The sequence below is a fragment of the Acidovorax sp. genome (assembly GCF_046314175.1).
Taxonomy (GTDB): domain Bacteria; phylum Pseudomonadota; class Gammaproteobacteria; order Burkholderiales; family Burkholderiaceae_C; genus Acidovorax.
The window spans coordinates 1-23,181 of record NZ_JBKBXG010000082.1 but is presented as its reverse complement, the minus strand read 5'-3'; the positions used below and the strand labels follow the sequence as shown (position 1 = coordinate 23,181).

Annotated in this window: 23 protein-coding genes and 1 tRNA gene; 11 read left to right on the top strand and 13 right to left on the bottom strand. The window is 64.1% G+C overall.

What is annotated here, in order from left to right; translation table 11 throughout:
* Positions 1-46 precede the first annotated feature (46 nt).
* Positions 47-1,243: an acyl-CoA dehydrogenase gene (locus ACK4OE_RS19900; RefSeq protein ID WP_409887355.1), complete on the bottom strand. Its 1,197-nt coding sequence runs from the start codon at positions 1,241-1,243 to the stop codon at positions 47-49.
* Between the two features lie 178 nt (positions 1,244-1,421).
* Between ACK4OE_RS19900 and ACK4OE_RS19895 the strand changes: the two genes are divergently transcribed.
* The 6 genes from ACK4OE_RS19895 to ACK4OE_RS19870 all read left to right on the top strand — a co-directional run bounded on the left by ACK4OE_RS19895 (position 1,422) and on the right by ACK4OE_RS19870 (position 5,008).
* Positions 1,422-2,414 (top strand): LysR family transcriptional regulator, encoded by a 993-nt coding sequence (locus ACK4OE_RS19895; protein ID WP_409887353.1) that lies wholly within the window; start codon positions 1,422-1,424, stop codon positions 2,412-2,414.
* Positions 2,415-2,473: 59 nt separating this feature from the next.
* Positions 2,474-2,698, top strand: a complete 225-nt coding sequence (locus ACK4OE_RS19890) for a hypothetical protein (protein ID WP_409887351.1) — start codon at positions 2,474-2,476, stop codon at positions 2,696-2,698.
* A gap of 151 nt (positions 2,699-2,849) precedes the next feature.
* Complete coding sequence (locus tag ACK4OE_RS19885) at positions 2,850-3,728, top strand: DUF6279 family lipoprotein (RefSeq protein ID WP_409887349.1); 879 nt, start codon at positions 2,850-2,852, stop codon at positions 3,726-3,728.
* Between the two features lie 166 nt (positions 3,729-3,894).
* Positions 3,895-4,239 carry a DUF1090 family protein gene (locus tag ACK4OE_RS19880; RefSeq protein WP_409887347.1) on the top strand — a complete coding sequence of 115 codons (345 nt, stop codon included), beginning with the start codon at positions 3,895-3,897 and terminating at the stop codon, positions 4,237-4,239.
* Positions 4,240-4,275: 36 nt separating this feature from the next.
* Complete coding sequence (locus ACK4OE_RS19875; RefSeq protein ID WP_409887345.1) at positions 4,276-4,575, top strand: hypothetical protein; 300 nt, start codon at positions 4,276-4,278, stop codon at positions 4,573-4,575.
* A gap of 235 nt (positions 4,576-4,810) precedes the next feature.
* Positions 4,811-5,008, top strand: a complete 198-nt coding sequence (locus tag ACK4OE_RS19870; RefSeq protein ID WP_409887343.1) for a hypothetical protein — start codon at positions 4,811-4,813, stop codon at positions 5,006-5,008.
* 186 nt (positions 5,009-5,194) lie between these two features.
* Here the strand turns inward: ACK4OE_RS19870 and ACK4OE_RS19865 are convergent.
* Positions 5,195-5,279, bottom strand: a tRNA-Leu gene (locus ACK4OE_RS19865).
* Positions 5,280-5,318: 39 nt separating this feature from the next.
* Between ACK4OE_RS19865 and cysM the strand changes: the two genes are divergently transcribed.
* The 3 genes from cysM (at position 5,319) to ACK4OE_RS19850 (ending at position 7,132) form a co-directional block, all read left to right on the top strand.
* The gene (gene cysM, locus ACK4OE_RS19860) at positions 5,319-6,221 is read left to right on the top strand and encodes a cysteine synthase CysM (protein WP_409887341.1); all 903 of its coding nucleotides are present in this window, start codon (positions 5,319-5,321) and stop codon (positions 6,219-6,221) included.
* A gap of 101 nt (positions 6,222-6,322) precedes the next feature.
* Positions 6,323-6,895 carry an NUDIX domain-containing protein gene (locus ACK4OE_RS19855; RefSeq protein ID WP_409887339.1) on the top strand — a complete coding sequence of 191 codons (573 nt, stop codon included), beginning with the start codon at positions 6,323-6,325 and terminating at the stop codon, positions 6,893-6,895.
* A gap of 9 nt (positions 6,896-6,904) precedes the next feature.
* A complete protein-coding gene (locus ACK4OE_RS19850; RefSeq protein WP_063462001.1) occupies positions 6,905-7,132 on the top strand; it encodes a sulfurtransferase TusA family protein in 228 nt (75 codons plus the stop codon).
* 76 nt (positions 7,133-7,208) lie between these two features.
* On the opposite strand, the gene galU is transcribed toward ACK4OE_RS19850, so the two are convergent.
* Both galU and ACK4OE_RS19840 read right to left on the bottom strand, forming a co-directional pair.
* Positions 7,209-8,096, bottom strand: a complete 888-nt coding sequence (gene galU / locus ACK4OE_RS19845) for a UTP--glucose-1-phosphate uridylyltransferase GalU (RefSeq protein ID WP_409887337.1) — start codon at positions 8,094-8,096, stop codon at positions 7,209-7,211.
* A gap of 93 nt (positions 8,097-8,189) precedes the next feature.
* On the bottom strand, positions 8,190-11,165 hold the full coding sequence (locus tag ACK4OE_RS19840; protein ID WP_409887335.1) for a valine--tRNA ligase: 2,976 nt from the start codon (positions 11,163-11,165) through the stop codon (positions 8,190-8,192).
* A gap of 284 nt (positions 11,166-11,449) precedes the next feature.
* Between ACK4OE_RS19840 and ACK4OE_RS19835 the strand changes: the two genes are divergently transcribed.
* Positions 11,450-13,303, top strand: coding sequence for a M48 family metalloprotease (locus ACK4OE_RS19835; protein ID WP_409887334.1), 1,854 nt, complete (start codon positions 11,450-11,452; stop codon positions 13,301-13,303).
* A 113-nt stretch (positions 13,304-13,416) separates the two neighbouring features.
* On the opposite strand, the gene ACK4OE_RS19830 is transcribed toward ACK4OE_RS19835, so the two are convergent.
* From ACK4OE_RS19830 to hemC, 9 genes are all read right to left on the bottom strand, one after another.
* Complete coding sequence (locus ACK4OE_RS19830; protein WP_409887332.1) at positions 13,417-14,853, bottom strand: hypothetical protein; 1,437 nt, start codon at positions 14,851-14,853, stop codon at positions 13,417-13,419.
* A 93-nt stretch (positions 14,854-14,946) separates the two neighbouring features.
* Entirely contained in the window at positions 14,947-15,573 is a 627-nt protein-coding gene (locus ACK4OE_RS19825; protein ID WP_409887330.1) for a VOC family protein, read from the bottom strand.
* Between the two features lie 172 nt (positions 15,574-15,745).
* Positions 15,746-16,324, bottom strand: coding sequence for a YceI family protein (locus ACK4OE_RS19820; protein WP_409887328.1), 579 nt, complete (start codon positions 16,322-16,324; stop codon positions 15,746-15,748).
* A gap of 73 nt (positions 16,325-16,397) precedes the next feature.
* On the bottom strand, positions 16,398-16,973 hold the full coding sequence (locus tag ACK4OE_RS19815) for a YceI family protein (RefSeq protein WP_409887326.1): 576 nt from the start codon (positions 16,971-16,973) through the stop codon (positions 16,398-16,400).
* 63 nt (positions 16,974-17,036) lie between these two features.
* Positions 17,037-17,606, bottom strand: coding sequence for a cytochrome b (locus tag ACK4OE_RS19810; protein WP_409887324.1), 570 nt, complete (start codon positions 17,604-17,606; stop codon positions 17,037-17,039).
* 339 nt (positions 17,607-17,945) lie between these two features.
* Positions 17,946-19,223: a heme biosynthesis HemY N-terminal domain-containing protein gene (locus ACK4OE_RS19805; protein WP_409887322.1), complete on the bottom strand. Its 1,278-nt coding sequence runs from the start codon at positions 19,221-19,223 to the stop codon at positions 17,946-17,948.
* A 4-nt stretch (positions 19,224-19,227) separates the two neighbouring features.
* Entirely contained in the window at positions 19,228-20,364 is a 1,137-nt protein-coding gene (locus tag ACK4OE_RS19800) for a uroporphyrinogen-III C-methyltransferase (protein ID WP_409887320.1), read from the bottom strand.
* Positions 20,361-21,176 (bottom strand): uroporphyrinogen-III synthase, encoded by an 816-nt coding sequence (locus tag ACK4OE_RS19795; RefSeq protein WP_409887318.1) that lies wholly within the window; start codon positions 21,174-21,176, stop codon positions 20,361-20,363. Before ACK4OE_RS19795 ends, ACK4OE_RS19800 begins: the two co-directional genes overlap by 4 nt.
* Before the next feature lie 11 nt (positions 21,177-21,187).
* Complete coding sequence (hemC, locus tag ACK4OE_RS19790) at positions 21,188-22,126, bottom strand: hydroxymethylbilane synthase (RefSeq protein WP_409887316.1); 939 nt, start codon at positions 22,124-22,126, stop codon at positions 21,188-21,190.
* Positions 22,127-22,266: 140 nt separating this feature from the next.
* On the opposite strand from hemC, the gene ACK4OE_RS19785 reads away from it, so the two are divergent.
* Positions 22,267-23,181 (top strand): phosphoenolpyruvate carboxylase (locus tag ACK4OE_RS19785; RefSeq protein ID WP_409887314.1); only part of this gene is annotated, 915 nt, incomplete at its 3' end.

Sequence of the window (23,181 nt, the reverse complement as noted above, 5' to 3'; positions counted from 1 at the left end):
CCCCCGGCCCCTCTCCCGCGAGGGGAGAGGGGAGTTGGTGCAGGGTTCAGTTCGCGAACGCGGCGATGCCAGTCTGCGCGCGGCCCAGAATCAGCGCATGCACATCGTGCGTGCCTTCGTAGGTGTTCACCACTTCCAGGTTCACCAGATGGCGGGCCACACCGAACTCGTCGCTGATGCCGTTGCCGCCCATCATGTCGCGCGCCAGTCGGGCGATGTCCAGGGCCTTGCCGCAGCTGTTGCGCTTGATGATGGAGGTGCCTTCCAGGCTGGCGGTGCCTGCGTCCTTCATGCGGCCAAACTGCATGCAGGCCTGCAGGCCAATCGCGATCTCGGTCTGCATGTCGGCCAGCTTCTTCTGGATGAGCTGGTTGGCCGCCAGGGGGCGGCCAAACTGCTTGCGGTCCAGCGTGTACTGGCGGGCGGTGTGCCAGCAGAACTCGGCCGCGCCCAGGGCGCCCCAGGCGATGCCGTAGCGCGCGCTGTTCAGGCACGTGAAGGGGCCCTTCAGACCCTGCACTTCAGGAAACGCGTTTTCTTCGGGCACGAACACATCGTCCATCACGATCTCGCCGGTGATGGAGGCGCGCAGGCCCACCTTGCCGTGGATGGCGGGGGCCGTCAGGCCCTTCATGCCCTTTTCCAGCACAAAGCCGCGGATGGGGCCCACGGCGCCGCCTTCGGACACTTCCTTGGCCCAGACTACGAACACGTCAGCCACGGGGCTGTTGGTGATCCACATCTTGCTGCCCTTGAGCTTGTAGCCGCCATCGACCTTGTAGGCGCGCGTGGCCATGCTGCCGGGGTCGGAGCCATGGTCGGGCTCGGTCAGGCCAAAGCAGCCGATCCACTCGCCGGTGGCGAGCTTGGGCAGGTACTTCTGCTTCTGCGCTTCGGTGCCGAACTCATGGATGGGCACCATCACCAGCGACGACTGCACGCTGGCCATCGAGCGGTAGCCCGAATCCACGCGCTCCACTTCGCGGGCGATCAGGCCATAGGCCACGTAGCTCAGGCCGGGGCCGCCGTACTGCTCGGGGATGGTGGGGCCGAGCAGGCCCACTTCGCCCATCTCGCGGAAGATACTCACGTCCATCTTTTCGTGGCGGAAGGCGTCCCGCACGCGGGGGGCCAGCTTGTCCTGGCAGTAGGCCGCGGCTGCATCGCGGATGGCGCGCTCGTCGTCGGTCAGTTGCTGGCTCAGAAGGAAGGGGTCATCCCATTGAAAAGCGGCGTGGGCCATGTGTGTGTCTCCGGTCGAAAAGAAAGGGAAAGAAACGGGTCTGGGGCGCATCGTAGGCCTTGGGGTGGCAGCCCGCAAGCGACTTCTTATCATCCAGATATGCGCCAATGGAATGTATGGAATACTTGCTGTTAGCTATTTAAGGGCATTGCTGCCCTGCCACAAGTTCCTCTTCATCATGCGCCGTAACATTCCATCGACCCAGGCCCTTGCCTGTTTTGAAGTCGCCGCCCGCCACGAGAGCTACACCCGCGCCGCGCAGGAGCTGTCGCTCACCCAAAGCGCTGTGTCGCGCCAGATCCAGGCATTGGAAGAATTTTTGGGCGTGCAGCTGTTTCGCCGCACGCGCCACGGCGTGGTGCTGACGCCCGCTGGCGCGCACTATGGCCGCCAGGTGGCGCGCTGGCTACAGGGGCTGGAGCGCGACACGCTGGACGTGATGGCGCACCAGGGTGAGGGCGGCACCCTCTCGCTGGCCGCAGTGCCCACCTTTGCTACCCGCTGGCTCATCCCGCGCCTGCCCCAGCTGGCGCAGCTGCACCCTGACATCGTGGTGCACATCGACACCCAAACGCGCCCGTTTCTGTTTGCCGACACCACCTTCGATGCCGCGCTGTACGCGGGTACTCCCGATCAGGTTGCCAACTGGCCCGGCGTGCAGGCGCAACTGCTGATGCACGAAGACGTGGTGCCCGTGTGCAGCCCGCGCCTGCTCGAATCCGCCGCGCCCCGGGGTCGGGGCCGCGCCCACCAGTCCGTGGCGGCCGAGGCGCTGGCCGACCTGCCCCTGCTGCAGCAAAGCACGCGCCCCTATGGCTGGCGCCAGTGGTTTGATGCGATGGGTGTGGATGCCCCGCACGCGCTGGATGGCCCGCGCTACGAGCTGTTCTCCATGCTGGCCGTGGCCGCCACCCACGGTATGGGCGTGGCGCTGATCCCGCCCCTGCTCATCGAGGCCGAACTGGCCAGCGGCGAACTGGTGGTGGCCTGCAACCGCCCCCTGCGCGGCGAGCGCGCCTACTACCTCATTAGCCCGGCGCAGGCGCAGCCACCGGTGCTGGCGGCGTTTGCGCGCTGGCTGCAGGGCATGGCGCATTTGGGAGCTTCCGTGGGCCCGTCGCCGGGGATGGCGGGGGGCGAGGCGCTGTCCGACACTCCAACGGGCGTTTAGGACTGAACCAAGCCTGTGCGGCAGCGCTCTATATGAGGTCCATACCAAGGAGATGCGCCATGAACATGACTTCGACCTATCACGCACCCACGTTTGACCCCACCGTGGATGAGCTGGAAACCCTCAAGCGTCTGGAGATGGGAGACAGCATCACGGTGACCGAAGCCATCAAGGACCATGTCTCCGCCCGCCTGCTTGAATGGGGCTTCATCACCAAAAGCACAGCGGGCCAACTCGCCATCACAGCCACCGGGCTACACCTGATCCGCCGACAGGGCAACTGAGCCGGCTGCAATCAGCGGACAGCGTCAAACCTGCCGCTGGTCTCACAAAATCCTCGCCCCTGCGGCGGGGTATTGGGCCCCGTATAAGGCTCGGTGCTGTATTCGAGCCTATCCTGCCCCACTCGCCATCCTTCACACCCAAGGAGCCCCCGTGCGCGCCTCGTCCTCTGTTCGCAAAGCACTCTGTGCTGTCACCGTGGCGGCATCTGGTGTGCTGTTGCTGGGCTGCAGCACCGTCAAGCTGGCTTACAACCAGGTGCCGCATCTTGCGCACTGGCAGTTGAACAACTACATCGGCCTGACAGAAGCCCAGACTGACCGCGTGCGCGATGAGCTGGGGGGGCTGCACCAGTGGCACCGGGACACCATGCTGCCTGCGCATGCCGAGCTGCTGCAGAAGGTGCAGCAACAGCTGCCGTCTGCCATCTCGCCTGACCAGGCCTGCCGCACCTATGAGGCGGTGCGCACGCAGATCGACAAGGTCATCACCCAGGCCGAACCCAAGCTGGCATGGCTGGCCGCCCAACTGACCGACGCCCAGATCCGCAATCTGCAGCAGAAGCAGGCCGACAGCAACGCCGACTGGAAGAAGGAGTGGGTGGACGTGAAGCCCGAAAAACTGCGCGAGCAGCGGTTCAAGCAGCTGTCTTCCCGCGCCGAAACCTTTTATGGGTCCTTGGACGAACCGCAAAGAGCCGCGCTGCGCGCCTTCATCGCCCAGTCGTCTTTTGACCCCCTGCGCACCTATGCCGAGCGGCTGCGGCGTCAGAAGGACCTGGTCCAGGTGCTGCAGAAAATCGCCGAAGACCGCGCCGACACCGCGCAGGCACAAACGCTGCTGCGCGGCTACATTGCCCGCTTCAACACATCGCCCGACGCGACCTACCAGCGATATGCGCGCGCCTTGGTTGATGAAGGCTGCGAAGGCTTTGCCAAGGTGCACAACGCCATGACGTCGGCGCAGCGCCTGAAGGCGGTGCAGTCGCTCAAAGGGTACGAACAGGACTTTCTGGTGCTGGCGGCGCAGTGACCGCAGGGGCACGCAAAGCGCCCCGCGCAACCGACGCGACGCGGCACAGGAGCCGATGCCCACGCGCCCCGTGGTGTGAAACGCCGCCAGGCATGAATAGCTGTCATGCTCAGGCCTCGTCTCCTCTTCTGCCCCTTTTCTTGCCCTTTATTTGGTACCTACTCGCATGCACGTCGGATGTGGCCGCACCCTGATTCTCGCAACAGCGTTCGCAGTATCTGCCATCGTGCAGGTGGCGAGCGCTGCCGACGACGCTACCGGTTTATGCAACGCCGACAAGGCGGCCATCGAAACCCGCATGGAAATCGCCCGGTCCAAGGGCCAAATGCTGCTGCGGCGGCAACTGGCTGAGCAACTCGCCGCATTGCAAGCGGGCTGCCAGCCACCGCCCGCCGACCGCAGCCGCGCTGTGCAAATTGAAAAGCTGGAAAAAGAAATCCGCGCGCTCAGGACGGAGCTTGAGGCGGCTGAGGGGCAACTGCGCAGCTTGAAAAGCGAGCCTAGCCGCTGACGCTATGTCGCTTGTAGCGCGTTGAGGTGATGGGCGATGGGCGATGCAGGTCGCCATCTGAAAACTGTTCAGCAGGTGCCCGCGGTTCTCTCCGAAAATCGCCCGTTTGACATACAGAAGGCCTCCGTGAACCAACACCTTCCCCATGCGGACCTGATCAGCACTTTCAGACGAGCGCAGGCAGACGCTGCCCACAAGCAGGCGCTGATCAAAGCGGTTGCAGCCAAGGGCCCAAAAGTCATCCAGGCGGCTGTTGACGCAGCTGCCAAAGCAGCGAAGCGCAGAGATTCGTATGCAGCCAAGCTCGCGGCGCTCGGGGTCGCGCTCAAGGATTGAATGGGGCAGAGCAAAGCCATCCGCCTCGACTGCACAAGGAGCGCGGTGCAGCACGGCGCTTCCGGTAAGTTGATCCCAGCAGAAAAAAGGGCAGCGCGTACCCATGCGCTAGCAGCAACCGACAACCTGGGTTTTGGCATTGCTCTGCAATGCGCGGGCCTCCTTTTAGGCCCCTCTCCTACGGCGTCAGCAGACGACGCAAGGCTCAATCGAGTCTTTCAACAAGGAGCGCACCATGGCCACCGACCCGAACGAACATCCCGCCCACCGAGTCCCCGAGCAATACCCGCTGCCCCCGGGTGACCTGCCGCCCAGCACAGAGCAGCCGACGCTGCCCCAGCAACCACAGCTTCCCCAGTCCACTGCGGCAGATAGCCTGAGTGACGTAGAAGATGAAAGCGGAGATCCCGTGGGATTGCCGCCCAAGATGTGACCGCTTGGGGTGCTCACAGAAGCCTGCAGCTTGGGGCTTTTCGCCGGGGTCATAGCTATCTGTCCACTCGGCACTGTGCCGTTAGCTCCCAGGTCGTGGGCACCACCCTCACGAGTAGTAAGGCGCCGTTTCTCCGGCGCCAATAAAAAAAGTCCGTAAGAGTTTTGACTCTTACGGACTCGTTCGTGGTGCCCGGGGCCGGAATCGAACCGGCACGCCTTGCGGCGGGGGATTTTGAGTCCCCTGCGTCTACCAATTTCACCACCCGGGCGGAATATGTGAAGCCCTGAATTATGGCACAGTAGGGCGCATGAAATATCCGACGATTGAAGACGCAGTAGGCAATACGCCGCTGGTGGCGCTGCAGCGCATTGGGGTCCAAGACAACGCGGCGCGCGGCAATGTGGTGCTGGGCAAGCTGGAGGGCAACAACCCGGCCGGTTCGGTGAAAGACCGACCCGCGCTGTCGATGATCCGCCGGGCGGAGGAGCGGGGCGACATCCGGCCCGGTGACACGCTGATCGAGGCCACGTCGGGCAATACCGGGATTGCCCTGGCGATGGCGGCGGCCATCAAGGGCTACCGCATGGTGCTGGTGATGCCCGAGGATTTGTCGATTGAACGTGCGCAGACCATGAAGGCCTTTGGCGCCGAGCTGGTGCTCACGCCCAAGAGCGGTGGCATGGAGCATGCGCGTGACTTGGCCGAGGCGATGCAAACGCGGGGCGAGGGCAAGGTGCTCGACCAGTTCGGCAACCCCGACAACCCGCGCGTCCACTACGAAACCACGGGCCCCGAGATCTGGGAGCAGACCGCAGGGCGCGTCACGCATTTTGTGAGCGCGATGGGCACCACGGGCACCATCACGGGGGTGTCGCGGTTCCTGAAAGAGAAGAACCCCGCGATCCAGATCATTGGTGCGCAGCCCCAAGAGGGCTCGCGCATTCCGGGCATTCGCAAGTGGCCGCAGGAATATCTGCCCAAGATTTATGACGCGAGCACGGTGGACGAGCTGGTGTACGTGAGCCAGGACAACGCCGAAGAAATGTGCCGGCGTCTCGCGCGCGAAGAGGGCGTTTTTGCGGGCATCTCGGCCGCAGGTGCGTGCTGGGTGGCGCAGCAGATCGCGGCGCGCGACAGCAATGCCACCATCGTGTTCATCGTGTGCGACCGGGGCGACCGGTATCTGTCTACCGGCGTGTTCCCGGCGTGACGGGCATCAGCAGGCCGTTAGACACGAAAATTTGAATCAAATTGGCCTCTAGCGCTTGATGGATAAGCGCTAGTAGCTATAAAAATAATAGTATTGAAGTTATGCATTACGAAGTCCGCCACTGCTCGCACTGCGGTACCGCGCTGCAGCCCATCACCCTGGCCGAAGACGGCGGCGACAAAGAGCGGCTGCGCTGCCCCGCCTGTGGCTGGACACACTGGAACAACCCCACGCCCGTGCTGGCCGCGATTGTCGAGATTGATGGCAAGGTGCTGCTGGCGCGCAACGCAGCCTGGCCGGGCAAGATGTTCGCGCTGATTACCGGCTTCATGGAGGCGGGCGAGTCGCCGCAAGAAGGCATTGCGCGCGAGGTGAAGGAAGAGACCAACCTCGACGTGCAGTCCACCACGCTGGTGGGCGCCTACGAGTTCCTGCGCATGAACCAGATCATCATTGCCTACCACGTGGTGGCAACAGGGCAGGTGAAGCTGTCGCCCGAACTGGTGGACTACCGGCTGTACGATCTGCCAGACCTGAAATGCTGGCCTGCGGGCACGGGCTACGCGCTGGCCGACTGGCTGCGCACGCGGGGGCACGAGCCGGTGTTTTTTACCGCCGAAGAAAATGCAGAGCGCCGCCGCGGGCTTGACGCGCCGCAACCGCCAAAGGATTGAGCAAACACCATGGACATTCACAAAGAAATCGACACCCGGGGCCTCAACTGCCCCTTGCCCATCCTCAAGGCCAAAAAGGCGCTCTCGGACATGGCCAGCGGCCAGTTGCTGAAGGTGGTGGCTACCGATGGCGGGTCGCTGCGGGACTTTCAGGCGTTTGCCAAGCAGACAGGTAACGAGCTGGTGGAGCAGCAGACGGTGGGCGAGGAGTTCATCCACATTCTGCGCCGCAGATAACAAGTAAAAATAGCTGCTGGCGCTTATTCAGTAAGCGCTAGCAGCTATCAATATTGAAGCGTTGCAGGGCCTGCGGTTACAGCGCCAATGTCTTCAGGTATTCGCGGAAATGCTTGCCCACCTGCGGGTGCTGCAAGGCCAGTTCCACCGTTGCTTCCAAAAATCCTTCCTTGCTGCCGCAGTCGTAGCGTTTGCCTTCGTACTGAAACGCGTACACCGCCTCGTGGTTCATCAGGCGGGCGATGCCATCGGTGAGCTGGATCTCGCCACCCACGCCGCGCGGCTGGTTGCGGATCTCGTCGAACACGCCGGGCGTAAGGATGTAGCGGCCGGCCACGCCCATGCGCGATGGTGCGTCAGCGGCCTTGGGCTTTTCAACAATACGGTCAATGCGGATCAGCGGGCCTCCTGCGGGCTCGCCCGCCACGATGCCGTATTTGTGCACCTGGTCTTCCGGCACCTCCTGCACGGCGATCACTGAGCGGCCTTGTTGGCGGAAGGCCGCAGCCATCTGCTTGAGCACGGGCTCGCCATCTTTCGGGCCCACCATCAGGTCGTCGGCCAGCAGCACGGCAAACGGCTCTTTGCCCACCAGGGGCTCGGCGCACAACACGGCGTGGCCCAGGCCCAGCGAGCGGGGCTGGCGCACAAAGGCGCAGTCCATGTCGTCGGGCTGCACCGACCGCACCAAATTCAGCAGCTCCAGCTTGCCAGCGGCTTCCAGTTCGTTTTCCAGCTCGTACGCGGTGTCAAAGTGGTCTTCGATGGCGCGCTTGCTGCGGCCTGTGACAAAGATCATGTGGCGAATGCCTGCGGCGTAGGCTTCTTCCACTGCGTACTGGATCAGCGGCTTGTCAACCACGGGCAGCATCTCTTTGGGCGATGCCTTGGTGGCCGGTAAAAAGCGTGTGCCCAGGCCAGCAACAGGGAAAACGGCTTTACGGACGGTGGTGGCGGTCGTCATGGGACTCCTTGAATGCAATGGGATGGTCGTCAACCGGGTGGCCTGCCGCAAAGGCAGAAGAAGCAGGCCGCTCGGTTGAGTATCGGGGCGTCTTCAGCCCAGCCGTGTCAGCTGATCGCGCAATCTGCCCAGCGTGGTCCCAAATTCAGCCACCCGTTTCTTCTCTTGGTCGATGACGGCGGGCGGTGCCTTGGCCACAAAGGCCTCGTTGCCCAGTTTGGCGTTGGCCTTGGTGATTTCGCCGTCAATGCGGGCGATTTCCTTGGACAAGCGGGCCTTTTCGGCGGCCACGTCGATCTCCATGTGCAGGCACATGCGCGCCTCGCCCACCATGGCCACGGGGGCGGCTTGCGCAGCCGTGGCCCAGGCGGCCTCGTCGTCAAACACCTTGACCTCGCTGAGCTTGGCCAGCGCCTGCAGCACTGGCGCCACGCCGCGCATGAAGTCGGTGTCGCCCACGGTAAACAGCGGCAGGCGGGTCGAAGGCGACACATTCATCTCGCCGCGCAGGGTGCGGCAGGCGTCCACCAGGCCCTTGACGCGGTCCATGTGGGCAATCGCGGCCTCGTCGATTTTGCTCGGTTGTGCCTCGGGGTAGCGGGCGATGGCAACGGACTCGCCCTTCAATCCCGCCACGGGGGCGACGGTCTGCCACAGGGCTTCGGTGATGAATGGGATGATCGGGTGGGCCAGGCGCAGGATGGCTTCGAGCGTGCGGATCAGCGTGCGGCGTGTGGCGCGCTGCTCGGCTTCTGTGCCGTTCTGGATCTGCACCTTGGCAATCTCCAGGTACCAGTCGCAGAACTCGTTCCACACAAAGTCATAGATCGTGTTGGCCACGTTGTCCAGGCGGTACTCGGCAAAGCCCTTGGCCACTTCGGCCTCGGTCTTTTGTAGCAGCGACGCGATCCAGCGGTCCGCCTGGCTGAACGCCATGTAGCCGTGGGCGGGGCCGCCGGGCTGGCATTCTTCCTTGGTGTGCTCTTTCAGGCCGCAGTCCTGGCCCTCGCAGTTCATCAGCACAAAGCGGCTGGCGTTCCAGAGCTTGTTGCAGAAGTTGCGGTAGCCCTCGCAGCGCTTGCTGTCGAAGTTGATGCTGCGGCCCAGGCTGGCCAGCGCCGCAAAGGTGAAGCGCAGCGCATCGGCGCCGTAGGCCGGGATGCCCTCAGGGAATTCCTTTTGCGTGTTCTTGCGCACCGTGGGCGCGGTCTCGGGCTTGCGCAGGCCGGTGGTGCGCTTGTCGAGCAGCGGGTCCAGCGCGATGCCGTCGATCAGGTCCACCGGGTCGAGCACGTTGCCTTCGGACTTGGACATCTTCTTGCCCTGCGCATCGCGCACCAGGCCGTGGATGTACACATGCTTGAACGGCACGCGGCCCGTGAAGTGCGTGGTCATCATGATCATCCGGGCCACCCAGAAGAAGATGATGTCGTAGCCCGTGACCAGCACGGTGCTGGGCAGGTACAGGTTGAAGTCGTCCGTGGGCGCATCGCCTTGGTTGGGCCAGCCCATGGTGCTGAAGGGCACCAGAGCGGACGAGTACCAGGTGTCCAGCACGTCCTCGTCGCGGCGCAGCTTCTTGCCCGGGGCCTTGGCCTGGGCTTCGGCTTCGTCGCGGGCCACGATCACGTTGCCGTCTTCGTCGTACCAGGCCGGAATCTGGTGGCCCCACCACAGCTGGCGGCTGATGCACCAGTCCTGGATGTTGTTCATCCACTGGTTGTAGGTGTTGACCCAGTTCTCGGGCACAAAGGTCACCTCGCCCGTGGCCACTGCGTCGATGGCCTTTTGCGCAATGCTCTTGCCGGTGGGGTCCTGGTCGCTCACCTTGCTCATGGCGACGAACCACTGGTCGGTCAGCATGGGCTCGATGACCTGGCCGGTGCGGGTGCAAATGGGCACCATGAGCTTGTGCTTCTTCACCTCGACCAGCGCGCCAGACGCTTCCAATTTCGCAACGATTAACTTGCGCGCCACGAATCGATCCAGGCCCTGAAGATCCTTAGGAATGCCAAGATCAGAAGCTGTCGGTTGTGAGCCCGAGGGGTTCTTTTCGTGGTGCGTGCCGAGTCCAGCGCTAGAGATTCCGTCAGTGATCACGCGCGCTTCCAGATCAAGAACTTGAATCATCGGCAGCTTGTGGCGCTGGCCCACGGCGTAGTCGTTCTGGTCGTGCGCGGGGGTGACCTTGACCACGCCCGTGCCGAATTCCTTGTCCACGTAATCGTCCGCAATGATGGGAATCTGGCGGTCGCACAGCGGCAGGTTCACCATCTTGCCGATCAGGTGCGTGTAGCGCGCATCCTCAGGGTGCACCATCAGCGCCACGTCGCCCAGCATGGTTTCAGGGCGGGTGGTGGCCACGGTCAGGCTGCCCGATCCATCGACCAGCGGGTAGGCGATGTGCCACAGCGAGCCGTCTTTTTCCTCGCTCTCGACTTCCAGGTCGGACACGGCGGACTGCAGCTTCGGGTCCCAGTTCACCAGGCGCTTGCCGCGGTAGATCAGGCCCTGCTCGTACAGCTTCACGAAGGTGTCGGTGACCACCTTGGACAGCTTGTCGTCCATGGTGAAGTATTCACGGCTCCAGTCCACGCTGTCGCCCATGCGGCGCATCTGCGTGGTGATTGTGTTGCCGGACTTTTCCTTCCACTCCCACACTTTGGAGACGAAATTCTTGCGCGCCTCGGGCGGGGTGGGGCCCATGTCGTAGCGGCTGATGCCTTGCTCCTGCAACTGGCGCTCCACCACGATCTGCGTGGCGATGCCCGCGTGGTCGGTGCCCGGCACCCACACCGTGTTGAAGCCGCGCATGCGGTGGTAGCGCGTGAGGCTGTCCATGATCGTCTGGTTGAACGCATGGCCCATGTGCAGCGTGCCAGTGACGTTGGGCGGTGGCAGCTGGATGGAGAACGCGGGCTCGCCTGCCTGGGGTGCGCCCGTGCCACGGTGGCCTGCGGTGCCATAGCCGCGCTTTTCCCATTCGGGCCCCCAGTGGGCTTCCAGCGCAGCGGGTTCAAAGGACTTGGACAGGCTTTCGAGGCCGGGTTGTTGCACGGGCATGTTCATGGGGTGTGGCTATGGAAGAGGCGGCCGCTGGGGCGCCTCGACAGACGGACAAGAGGGTGAACCGAGCATTTTAAGGGAGGGCGTCTTTCTGTTGACGCCGGGTCGCTCTGCTTCGGCAGCCCCAGGTCGGACGCCGCTATCCATTTGTTACCTTGATCCTTCAGCGGCAAGCACCGGTGTCTTGATAATCGCGCCGCACGGAGACTGAGGAGGGCGCGGCAACGCGAACCAGCTCTATGCGTGCTTGCCGGACTACACCATAAAACACACCGTCAGAACCATCCATGGCTTTTCAATCTGCTCTCAAAGTGGGCCTGCTCAAGGTCTTTGTCTATGCGCTGCTCGCGCTATTTTTGATTCCGGCGGTGACGTATGTCTTCACTGGCTACGCGCAGAGGGACCGGGACGAACGGTTTGTGGCGGGCATCAGCCAGCGAATCGATGCCGACAAGACCATGCCCGCAGCCGAGAAGCAGGCCCGCAAGGACTATTACCGCAGCAATCCTCCGTCCACCATCTGCAGCAGCACAGACCCGCAGGCGCAGGACTACCGCAGCGCCATGTGCGAGCGCTACGACGATGTGTGGCAATTCAGCATGGCGCGCTCGGCGGCGCTGTGGACCCTGGTAGCCAGTGCCCTGCTGCTGGTGGCGGTAGTGGGCCTGGGCGCACTGGCCTTTGTGGACCGCAAGATGCAATACACGAGCTTTGTGACCGGCTGGCAGCTGACCACCTGGGCCAGTGCAGCATCGTTGGTGGTGCAGGGCGCGCTGGCGGTGTGGCTGTCGTTCTGGGTCACCGCATTCTTCTTTCACAAGTATTCGCCCAAGCTCATCATCATCGTGGGGCTGGCCGTGGCGGTGGGTGTGTTTGTGGCTGTAGCGGGCATCTTCAAGCGCGTTCAGTCCAGCAACCACGCCGTGGGCGAGCTGGTGTCCGAAGCGGACGCGCCCTTGCTTTGGAAGCGCATTCGCCACATGGCCCAGCGCCTCAAGACTGAGCCACCGCAAAACATCGTGGCGGGCATTGACGCCAACTTTTTTGTCACCGAATCGCCGCTCGTGGTGGGTGACAAGACGCTGACGGGTCGCACCCTGTTTGTCAGCCTGCCCCTGCTGCGCATCCTCGACCAGTCCGAGGCCGACGCCGTGTTCGGCCACGAGCTGGCCCATCTGCGTGGGGGCGACACGCACAGCAGCGCCCGGCTGGGCCCGAAACTGGTGCAGTTTGACCACTACCGCCACGCCATCCGCACGGGTGGCCTGTCGGCCGTGGTGTCGCCCGTTCTGGACCTGTACCGCACCATCTTCGAAATCGCCCTGGCGCGCGACAGCCGCGAGCGCGAGTTCAAGGCCGACCGCATCGCCGCCAAGCTGGTGTCGCCCGCCGCCATTGCGCAGTCGCTGGTCAAGATCGCCGCGTATGCGCAATACCGCTACAAGATCGAAGACGAACTGTTTGGCCAGAACCAGCGGCACGACACCCAGCTGGGCATCGCCCGCTTTGTGGCCAAGGGCCTGGCGCCCTATGCCGCGTCGGATGATTTTCTGGACGCCATGAAGACGGCCAACGTGCCGCATCCTTTTGATTCACACCCCGCCATGCCCGAGCGCATGCGCAACGTGGGCATGAACCTGCCCGAGCGCGACTACGGCGCCATCGCCGTGCGCGCGCCCGCTGCCACCTGGGTGCAGGAGATATTGACGGCCGAAGGTATCGAACAGGGCCTGTGGAGCGAGTACGAGCAGCAGTTTGCGCAAGACCACGAACGCAGCCTGGCCTACCGCTATGAGCCCGCCACCGACCAGGAACGCGCCCTGGTGCTGCAGTACTTCCCACCCGTGGTGTTCGCGCTGAAAGGGGACGACACGGTGGAGGTCAGCATCGATGGCATCCGCACCTCTGCCGACGAAACCACGGTGTTCTGGGACGCCGTGAAGGCCCTCGAATTCAAGGAAAGCAGCTTTGGGAGCGCCTTGGTCGTGACCCACCCCGAGAAAAACGCCTTGGGCCTGGGCGCCAAGACCAGCAAGATCAAGCTGCCGGGTCTGAAGAAAGACAAAGATCAGTTCAACGCGGTGGTGGGAGCGTACTGGCAGCGGCACCAGATCATGCGGGCGCATCAGCTGGAAGGCTGATTTTGCTATAAATTAGATAGCTATCAGTGCTTTATGGTTAAGCGCAAGATGCTGTTTCTCTTGTATTTTTGCGGCGCAGAGTCTTCACATCGCTCAGGGGGCGTAGCGTCAGGTTACAGCTTGTCCGCAGACGTTCCTGCGGTGCGCTGGGCCTTCAACACCGCGTTGCCTGCGGAATCCCATTCGGTGCTGACCACCAGCCAGCGGCCCAGGCCATCTCTCAGCACCTTCTGCGGCTCGGCGTTGGTCGGCCCCTGAATCGCAATGCCTTGCTCTCCAAAGCGCTTGTCGGGTGTGCCATCGGCCTTCAACCCCACCCAGACCGCGCGGTAGCGTGAGCTTGGCCCGCCTGGTGCGGCGCCCTCAGCCACGGCGCCATAGGCCACCATGGTGCCGTCGGGCTGGGTGAAGAACGACTTGAGGGAGAAGTTTGTCGGCACCCCCACGCGCACGATGCCCTTGTCGCCAAACGATGCGTTCACTGTTCCATCGGCCTGAAACCTGGCAATACTGAGGCGGCAAGTGTCCACGCCACAGGTGCGGGCCCCAATGGCAAAGCCGCCATCTGCATGCGGCTGGAGCTGGTATTCCTTGAGTGTTTCGCCAAACGAGAACCAGCCCCCTTTGGTCTGCGCCTGCGAACCACCGGCATGCGCCGCAATACACAGGCCGGGGTCTGACGCAGGCGTGTCGTAGACGCGCCCGCCGAGTCCTCCCGCGGTGATGACCGCTCCATTTGGCAAGGCCAACAGCGCCTCGCCGCTAGCTTCGCAAGGGGATGCTGGTTGCCCGGCAACATCTTGGTTAAACGCTGCGTCGGGCGAGCCGTCTGCCAACAGGCGACGCAGTCTGCGTCCGTACATCTGCATGGGCACATTGTCCGCAGAGGTGAGCAGCAATGGCTTCTGGTCGGCCTGGATGGCCAGCGTCAGCCGGTTCATCAGGGCCGAGCCAAAACCTTCTGCAATGCCTTGCGTGCCAAAAGTGGTGTCCAGGCCCCCTGACGCAGTGAGCCCTGCCACCGTGTTGTGCCAAGACCCGGTAGAGCCTGAATCAGTAAAGCACCGCTCCTGAAAGGATGTGATGGCGCAAGGTTCATGGGCCATGACGGCCACCAGAATTCTTCCGTTGGCCTGGGACTGGATGTCTACGGCGTTGTCGGAGCCCTTGACGAAAATGCGGGCCTCCCCGTCCTGGCCAAAGCCCCTGTCGACGGAGCCGTTGGTGCCCAGTCGCATGACAACAGGCCGCTGCGCCTGCAAGCCTCCGGCGTTTGGTGACGGCACCGGCGCTATCACCCGTGTGTTCGCAATCAGCAGTTTTCCATCTGGCTGAATTCCCAGCGCTGCAGACCAAGGGGTGCCCAAGGCCAATGAGGCGGTGCCAGATTCACCGTAGGTGGAGTCCACCTTGAGCGGGTCAGCACTTGCTTCATTTGCCGAGCCATTGCCCCCACCGCAACCCATCAGCCCAAAGGTCACCAGGGCTGCCGTTGCCCCCAGTAGGTAGTTGACATTCCGAACGCCGGGGAAGGTTCTTGCTGGGGGCATTACTCAAGCTCCTGATCGTGGGTTACCAAAGATCAGGCATTGTGCATTGGCCCTCGGTGCGCTTTGCCTGCAGCCCCCGATGACTGGCAGCAGTCAGTTTGCGTTCTTGACAAACTCTGGCCGGTCGTTTTGCTGAGGCTTGAGCGGCTCGGCTGCCTTGCCCTCCGCCCGTTCCTTGCGCCACTGCTCCTTGCGGGCCGTCCATTCGTTCAGGCGGGTGTGGGCCACGGTGCTGTCCTTGACCATGGATTCTTCGTTGGCCAGTTGTGCGGTCAGCTCCAGGCGGATGCCGTTGGGGTCGAAGAAATAGATGCTCTTGAAGATGTGGTGATCGGTCACGCCCAGGACCTCGATGCCAAAGGCCTCCAGCCGTGCCTTGGTGTTCTCCAGCTCCTGCACTGTGTCTACGCGGAACGAGATGTGGTTGACCCACAGCGGCGTGTTGGGTGATGGTTCGGCCTTGACGTCATCGCCCAGGTCAAAGAACGCAATGAACGAGCCGTCCTTCAGGCGAAAGAAGAAGTGCGTGTAGGGGCAGTATTCGCCCGTGCTGGGCACATAGTCGCTCTGGATGATGTGGTACAGCGGCAGGCCCAGAATGTCTTCATAAAACTGGCGCGTTTCCTCGGCGTCGCGCGCCTTGTAGGCGTAATGGTGCAGCTGCTGGATGGCGGCGGGCGCGGGCAGGGTGGCCAGGTCGGGCTTCGGGACGGCGTTCATGCAGTGTCTCCTTACATTGATTTTTGCGATTCTACTATTCGTAATTAATTTACGTTAAGTTAATTTATTGGGGTGTTTGCGCAAGGGGCTTGCAACGAAAAAAGCCACCCCACGCATGGCTGCGAGGGGTGGCCTTTGCAAGGCATTGGGTGCCTTGACCTGTCGGAAGTGATTACTGCTTCACAGCTTCGATCTGCACCACCAGGCGCACGTTCTTGGGGAAGCCCCATTCCACGCCGTAGTTCATGCCCCACTGGGTGCGGTCGATGGTGGTTTCAAAGTCGCCACCGCACACTTCGCGCTTGAGCATGGGGCTGTCGTAGCAGTTGAACTGGGTGGCCTTGAGCGTGACGGGTGCGGTCTTGCCCAGCAGCGTGAGTTGGCCGGTCACTTCGCTGACCTTGTCGCCATTGAAGCTGAACTTGTCGGACACGAACTTGATGGTGGGGTGCTTGGCAGCGTCAAACAGATCGGCGTTTTGCAGGTGCTTGTCAAAGGCGGGCGTGCCTGTGTTCACCGAGGTGGTGTCGATGGTGATGTCGACCTTGCCGGTCTTGGCGGCGCGGTCAAACGCGACAGAGCCTTGCTTCTTGTCGAAGCGGCCACGGTTAGTGGATGCGCCAAAGTGGCCGATCTCGAACGTCACGAAGGTGTGCGTGGGGTCAATGGCGTAGGTGGCGGCCTGGGCTGCACCAGCGGTCATGACCGTGGCAGCAGCCACTGCGAACAGGGAAACAAGGGATTTGCGCATGGGTGAATACTCCTGAAGAAAGAGACAAGGAAGGGGAAACGGGAGATGCTGCGAGAAGGGGACGTGAGGGACTTCAGAGCTTGCCGACGCCCGTCAGCGCCAGCTTGAACTTGACGGTCACGTCGTCGGCCACCATGGAGGTGTCGGCCCACTCGTTCTCGCCGATCTTGAAGGCCAAGCGCTTGATGGGCAGGGTGCCGGTGGCCGTGGTGGTGGGACCGCTTTGGGTCAGTGTCACAGGCACCACCACGTTTTGGGCGTTGCCTTTGATGGTGAGCTTGCCGGCGACTTCAAACTTGCCCGCGCCGAGCGCCTTGATGGCGGACGACTCGAACTGCGCCTGCGGAAACTTGGGCACGTTGAACCAGGTGGGCTTGGGCAATTCGGCATCGGTTTCGCGCGATCCCAGGGTGGCGCTGCCGGTGTCCACGGTGAAGTTGATCTTGCTGGTTGCCAGCTTGGCGGGGTCAAACGCCACCTGGGCGCTGAACTTCTTGAAGTGACCCTCTAGCGGTACGCCCATCTGGCGTGCAGTGAACTGCACCTCGCTCTGCGCGGGCACCAGTTGCTGCTGGGCGAGCACAGCCTGAGCACTCACTGCCAAGACTGCGCCCAGCACGATGCGGGACAGGGTGGAAGACAGATTCATGGAAGCTCCGTAAAAACAGGGGGGATCAGAAAGATTAAAAAAATGGGGTGGCCTGCACCAGGCTCAGCGCTTGCCGGGCAGCATGCGGGACAGGAGGCCATCACGGTCGATGAGTTGGTGCTTGAGTGCCGCAGCCACATGCAGCACCACCAGGCCCGCCATGGCAAATGCGGTGTACTGGTGCCATGGCTTGATGGCCTCGGCCAGGTCTTTGCTGACGGGCACAAAGTCGGGCAGCTGCCACAGGCCCAGAAACACGATGGGAAACCCTGCGGCAGAGCTGTAGGCCCACCCAATCAGCGGCACCGCGAAGAACAGCCCGTAGAGCAGAAAGTGGGTGCCGTGGTGCGCCAGCTTTTGCCAGGCGGGCATGGCGGCTTCTATCGCTGCGGGCAGTGCCGGTGGGCGGTGTGTGGCGCGCCAAATGAGGCGCAGCGCCGACAGCACCAGCAGCGTGACGCCCGCCCATTTGTGCCAGTTGTACAGCTTGAGCCGCTGGGGCGAGAAAGGCAGCCCGGTCATGTAGATGCCCACGCCAAACAGGCCAATCAATGCCAAGCCCAGCACCCAGTGCATGAGCATGGCGGTGCGTGTGTAGCGGCGGGGCGGTGCAGAGGTGGCAGAAGCGGTCATCGGAATACGGTGGCAAATAAGGGCATAGGCCGCTGGAGGACGACGGACGTCAGTCAAGCGTTGGGGCAGTGTAGGAAGCCCAAGCTACCCACGGCTTCAGGCAGATTGATGCTTCAGTTCAAAAAAACTGAATTGATAAGGCCTGAGCAATCAAAGTTCCCCAATGCTGTGCAAAACATGGGGAGGTTGCAGCATGCTGGTGCAAGCCAAGCGGGGGCCCGGTCAGCAGAGACAGTGCGGAAGGCCCTGGTGGCTTCATGCGGTGGCTGCGTGTTCGCGCCAGGGAGGGCATGGTGCCTGCGATTGCGCCGCAGGCTGCGCTTGCCAGGCCCGGTGGTCCTAACGGCCGAGCGCGGCTTTTTTCCAGGCCTCGGCGGCGGCGCTCTCGTCGCCGCGCTGCTCTGCCAACTCAGCCAGGTGCCTCCAGGCACTCGCGCGCAGGCTGGTGTCGGCCAGTTGCTGAGCCGCCTGTGTCAGCAGTTGCTGGGCCTTGCCCCAAAGCTGGCGCTTGAGGCAGGCCATACCTGCCAGGTACGAAAGGCGCGCATCGCGCGGGTTGGCTTGCTGGGCCGTTTCAATGCGTGCCAGCCATGGCGCGTCGAGTGAGTCCAGCCCGGCCTCCAGCGCGCGCACCAGCTTGAGCGCGTGGTGCTCGGCCAGCGCATCGGGCAGGTCTACCAGGCGTTCCCACACGGGCAGCAGCCAGGAGCGGACCTGCGCGGCATCGCCTCCCAGAATGGCCAGCCGCTGCGCAGCGTGGATGGCCAGCTCGGGCATTTTGCGCTCGGCGGGCTCGAGCGACATCCAGATCTGTTGCAGCTGTGCGGTGTCGTGTGCGCTGTTGATGAGTTCGGTGGCAAGGCCTCGCACGATGCTCTGGGCGGCGGCGGGCGAGAACGCGCGGTGTTTGCCCAGCAGGCGGGCCGTGTCCAGCGCTTCCTGCGTATGTCGCGCCAGGCGCGTGGCCTTGAGTTTGATGCGCAGGGCCAGCGTGCGCCGGGCAGCGCCGGTGGGCAGTGCGGCCAGGCGTTCCAGGGCGGCGTTGGCATCTCGATCGTCCAGCGACCAGCGGGCAGCGCGCATCTGTGCGCCCTCGCGCATTTCCTGTTCGTTCACCGTGCCACGCAACGGAGCTTCCTGCAGGGCGTCCTGCAGATGGCTTTCACGCGTGGCGCTGTCTTGCAAGGCGTGGGACGACTCGGCCGCAATCATGTGCGCCAGCGCGCGCAACTGCCGGCCATGGGGCACGGCCTCACCGGCAGTGGCCAGTGCGTTTTCTTGTGACAAAGCGGCCACTGCGGCCTTGCGTGAGCGAATGAAGCGGCCGCCCAGCATGTGGGTCAATGCGTCGAGCAACGCCGCGTGCATGGCGCGTTCCTTTTGCTGCACGCGCCAGCGGCGGGCCTGGTGCGGCAGCTCCAGCAGTGCAGCCAGGGCGCGCAGGGCGGCGTAGATGGTGACAAAGCTGCCCACCAGCAGCAGCACCACCATGTTCAGTGACAGGTCGATGCGGTAGGGTGGCCAATAAAGGGTGACGGTACCCTGGTTGTTGCCCGCAAACAGCGCGGCGGCCACGGCCACGCCAAACAATGCCAAAAGCCAAAGTGCAGCGCGCATGTTGTTAACGCCCTGCAGCGGCAGTGGCCAGCGCAGAAAGGGTTTCGTCCAGGCGCGGCAGCTCGGCCGCCTTCATGCTGGCCTGTGCGGTTTGCAGGGTGCTGGCGGCGTTTTGCGTGCGGCGTGATGCCGGGTCAAAGTACTTGTTCAATGCCGCCGTGGCTGCGGCCAGGTCGGCCCGGGCCGATTCGTACTGGCGCGCCAGCACGCCCAGGCGCGCGTTGAGCAGCTTGAGCTTGAGGTTTTCGCGCAAAAAGAATGTCTGCTCCGGGGCCAGCAAAATCGCCTCGGGCTGGTCGATGCGGCTCACGCGTACCAGGCCGCGAGCCTCGTCACGCACTACTTCCCAGCTGCGCTGCAGGGCGGCCTGCCACCAGGCCAGATCGCCTTGGTTCAGCGGCGGCGTGGCCTGCGGTGCCGGGGCAGCTGCCAGGCGGCGGGTGGCGGCTGCCTGGGCCACGGCGTTCAGTACCGGAAGGTCGTCGACTTGGCGCACCAGGTCGTCCAGCCGGGCCAGCAGGCCAGCGGTGTCAGTGACTGCTGCGCGGGTCAGGCGGTCCAGGTCGCGGCCAATGGCGCGTTGCACAGGGGTCAGGCGGGGCTGCGCTGCGCGCTCAATGCGCTGGTCGGCGCTTTTGAGGGCAGCCACCAGGGGGTCGAGGCTGCCCGTGAGCTGCGCCTGTTGCTGCGCCAGGCGAATGGCCGATTCAATGTCGACCACCAGGTTTTCGTCACGCGAGCGCGACAGGCTTTGCATGAGCTCTTCGAGCTGGCTGCGCTGCAACGCCACTTCGCTGACCCGGGCTTCTGCCACAGACAGGCGGGCGGCCGTCTCGCGCACCAGCTCTTCGGCCTGACGGGCCATGGTGCGGGCCTCGATGGCCAGTGCGCCAGAGTCGGCAGACTGTCGTGCCAGTTGTTCCTGTATGGCGCTGAGTTTTTGCCACAGCAGGCCACTGCTTGCCAGCGCCGTAACGGCCGCCGCGGCCAGCAGCCCTGTCACCACGCCGCCCCGCCCTGGGGCAGGGCTTGTGGCCACCGCGGGTGCTGCCTGCGGCGCCGCGGCGGGCGTGGGTGCAGGCGATGGCGCAGGGGCGGCGGGTCTCGCGGTGGGCAAGTCGTTGGGGGGCACGGAACTCATTCGGCCGATTCTATCGAGGCCACCACATCCGCCAGTGCCGGACGGCATTCCCGCACGGTGCCAAAGCCCGCTGCGCGGGCCGCTTCGGCGATGCGGGGGTGTGTGGCCAGGGCAATGGCTGCGCCCCAGTCCACCAGGGGCAAGGCCTGCCCGAGGTGTGCCACGGCCTCCGAACTGCTCAGCAACCAGACCGACCCGTCACCCGCCGCCTGGTGCGCCAGCGCCACCTCGGCATCGGTCAGCTGGGGGGCTCCACGTTGGTAGGCCACCACAAACTCCACCGTGCCGCCTGCAGCCTCGATCTGCCGCGCCAGCCAGTCCCGGCCGGAGCCCTGGGCAGATTCATGCGCGCCCTGCGGCGTGGCAGAGCGTCCACGAACAATCAGCACCCGATCTCCCGGCTGTATTTGTGCGGACACCTGCTGCCACAGTGCTTCGGAGTCGAACTGCGGCGCGTCGGGAGCTGGCCCGTCGATGCTGCTCGAAGGCACACCGGCTTGTTCCAGCGCACGTGCGGTGCCGGGACCAGGCGCCCATGCTCTTGTTTTTGTAGCTGCTAGCGCTTTACCATCAGGCGCTAACGGCCAATTTGACTCAAAAAAGTACGCTGCGGCGTTGCCGCTGACAAACATCAGTGCACGGTATTGATGGAGCTGTTGTCGGGCCTGGCCCAGCACCTGCTGCGCGGCGGGGGCGGTGTCCGGGCCAATGGCGATCAATGGCAGTGCGGCGGCTTCAATGCCTCGTGCGCGCAGTTGCTGAACCCAGTGCGCGGCCTCGCGGGAGGGCCGCGTGACGATCACCCGGGGCATGGCATGTGCAGTCAGGGATGGGATGCGGGGTCAACACCCCGTGCGCCACCGGCACGCAGGCGCTGCGCAATCGCATCGCCCAGCGCTTCGGCCTGCGCCAGCGTGGTGACGGCCGCGCTGGCTGCTGCGCGCACCAGGGGCGCTTGGCCGTCCACATCGCCCCAGGCGGCATCCAGTTGCAGCACGCCATCGGTGAACGTGCCATGCGCTGCCAGCGGCATGGAGCAGCTGCCGCCCATCGCGCGGCTCACGGCGCGCTCTGCGGCCACGGTCAGCCAGGTGGTCTGGTGCGCCAGCGGCGCCAGCGCGGCTATCAGGTCTTGCCGGTCGCTGCGCACTTCGATGCCCAGAGCGCCCTGGCCTGCGGCGGGTAGCATGGCAGTGGGCTCGAACGTGGTGCGGATGCGGCTTTCAAGGCCCAGACGCTTTAGCCCCGCCGCCGCCAGCACGATGGCGTCGTACTGGCCTTCGTCCAGCTTGCGCAGGCGGGTGTCGAGGTTGCCGCGCAGGGGTTCGATCTTGAGGTCGGGCCGCAGGGCCTGCAGCAGAACCTGGCGGCGCAGGCTCGACGTGCCCACCACCGCGCCCTGGGGCAGGGCATCAATACTGGCGTAGTTGGGAGACACAAACGCATCGCGCGGGTCTTCGCGCTCCATCACGCAGGCCAGGGCAAAACCCACGGGCAGCTCCATGGGCACATCCTTGAGCGAATGCACGGCAATGTGCGCGCGGCCTTCTTCCAGCGCCACTTCCAGCTCTTTCACAAACAGGCCCTTGCCGCCCACCTTGCTGAGCGAGCGGTCCAGGATCTGGTCGCCCTTGGTGGTCATGCCCAGCAGCTCTACGGTGTGGCCCCGCGCCTCCAGCAAGGCCTTCACGTGTTCGGCCTGCCACAAGGCCAGGCGGCTTTCGCGGGTGGCAATGACGATGGGAGGGGGTGTCTGGGGCATGCTCAAGTTCGTAACCTGTTTGTAATCATTCAGGGGCGGGCGATGCTAGCATGCGCCCGCACTGGGGCCGGTGCGCCCCGGGGGACGCGGGGGGGCAGGCGGCGCCAGGTCACCTACCCACCTCCGGAGACCCACGCACCATGAAACGATCCGACAAGGACCAGCCCCTCATCGACGACATCCGCCTGCTGGGGCGCATTCTGGGCGATGTGATCCGCGACCAGGAGGGCGTGGCCGCCTACGAACTGGTCGAGCAGGTGCGCAAGCTTTCGGTGGCCTTCCGCCGCGATGCCGACCAGGAGGCCGACCGCGCGCTCAAGAAGCTGCTCAAGTCCCTGTCGGGCGACCAGACGGTGAGCGTGATCCGCGCCTTCACCTACTTCAGTCACCTGGCCAACCTGGCCGAAGACCGCCACCACATCCGCCGCCGCGCCGTGCACGAACGCGCGGGCGACACGCAAGAGGGCAGCATCGAAGTGGCCCTGTCGCGCCTGCGCTGGGCCGGCATCGCCCCCAAAACCATCTCGCAGACGCTGGCGGGCAGCTACGTGGCCCCCGTGCTCACCGCCCACCCCACCGAGGTGCAGCGCAAGAGCATTCTGGATGCCGAACGCGACATCGCCCAGCTGCTGGCCACGCGCGACGACATCCAGGTGCGCGCCCAGCTCTACAACAGCGCCAAAGACGCGCTCACCCCCCGCGAGCTGGCCGCCAACGAAGCCCTGCTGCGCGCCCGCGTGGCCCAGCTGTGGCAAACCCGTCTGCTGCGCTACAGCAAGCTCACCGTGGCCGACGAGATCGAGAACGCGCTCTCTTATTACGAAGCCACCTTCCTGCGCGAGATCCCCAAGATCTATGCGGACCTGGAGAACGAGCTGGGCCAGTACCCCGTGCACAGCTTTCTGCGCATGGGCCAGTGGATCGGCGGCGACCGCGACGGCAACCCCAATGTGACGGCGCAAACCCTGCAATACGCGCTGGGCCGCCAGGCCGAGGTGGCCCTGCGCCACTACCTGACCGAAGTGCACTACCTGGGTGGCGAGCTGTCGCTGTCC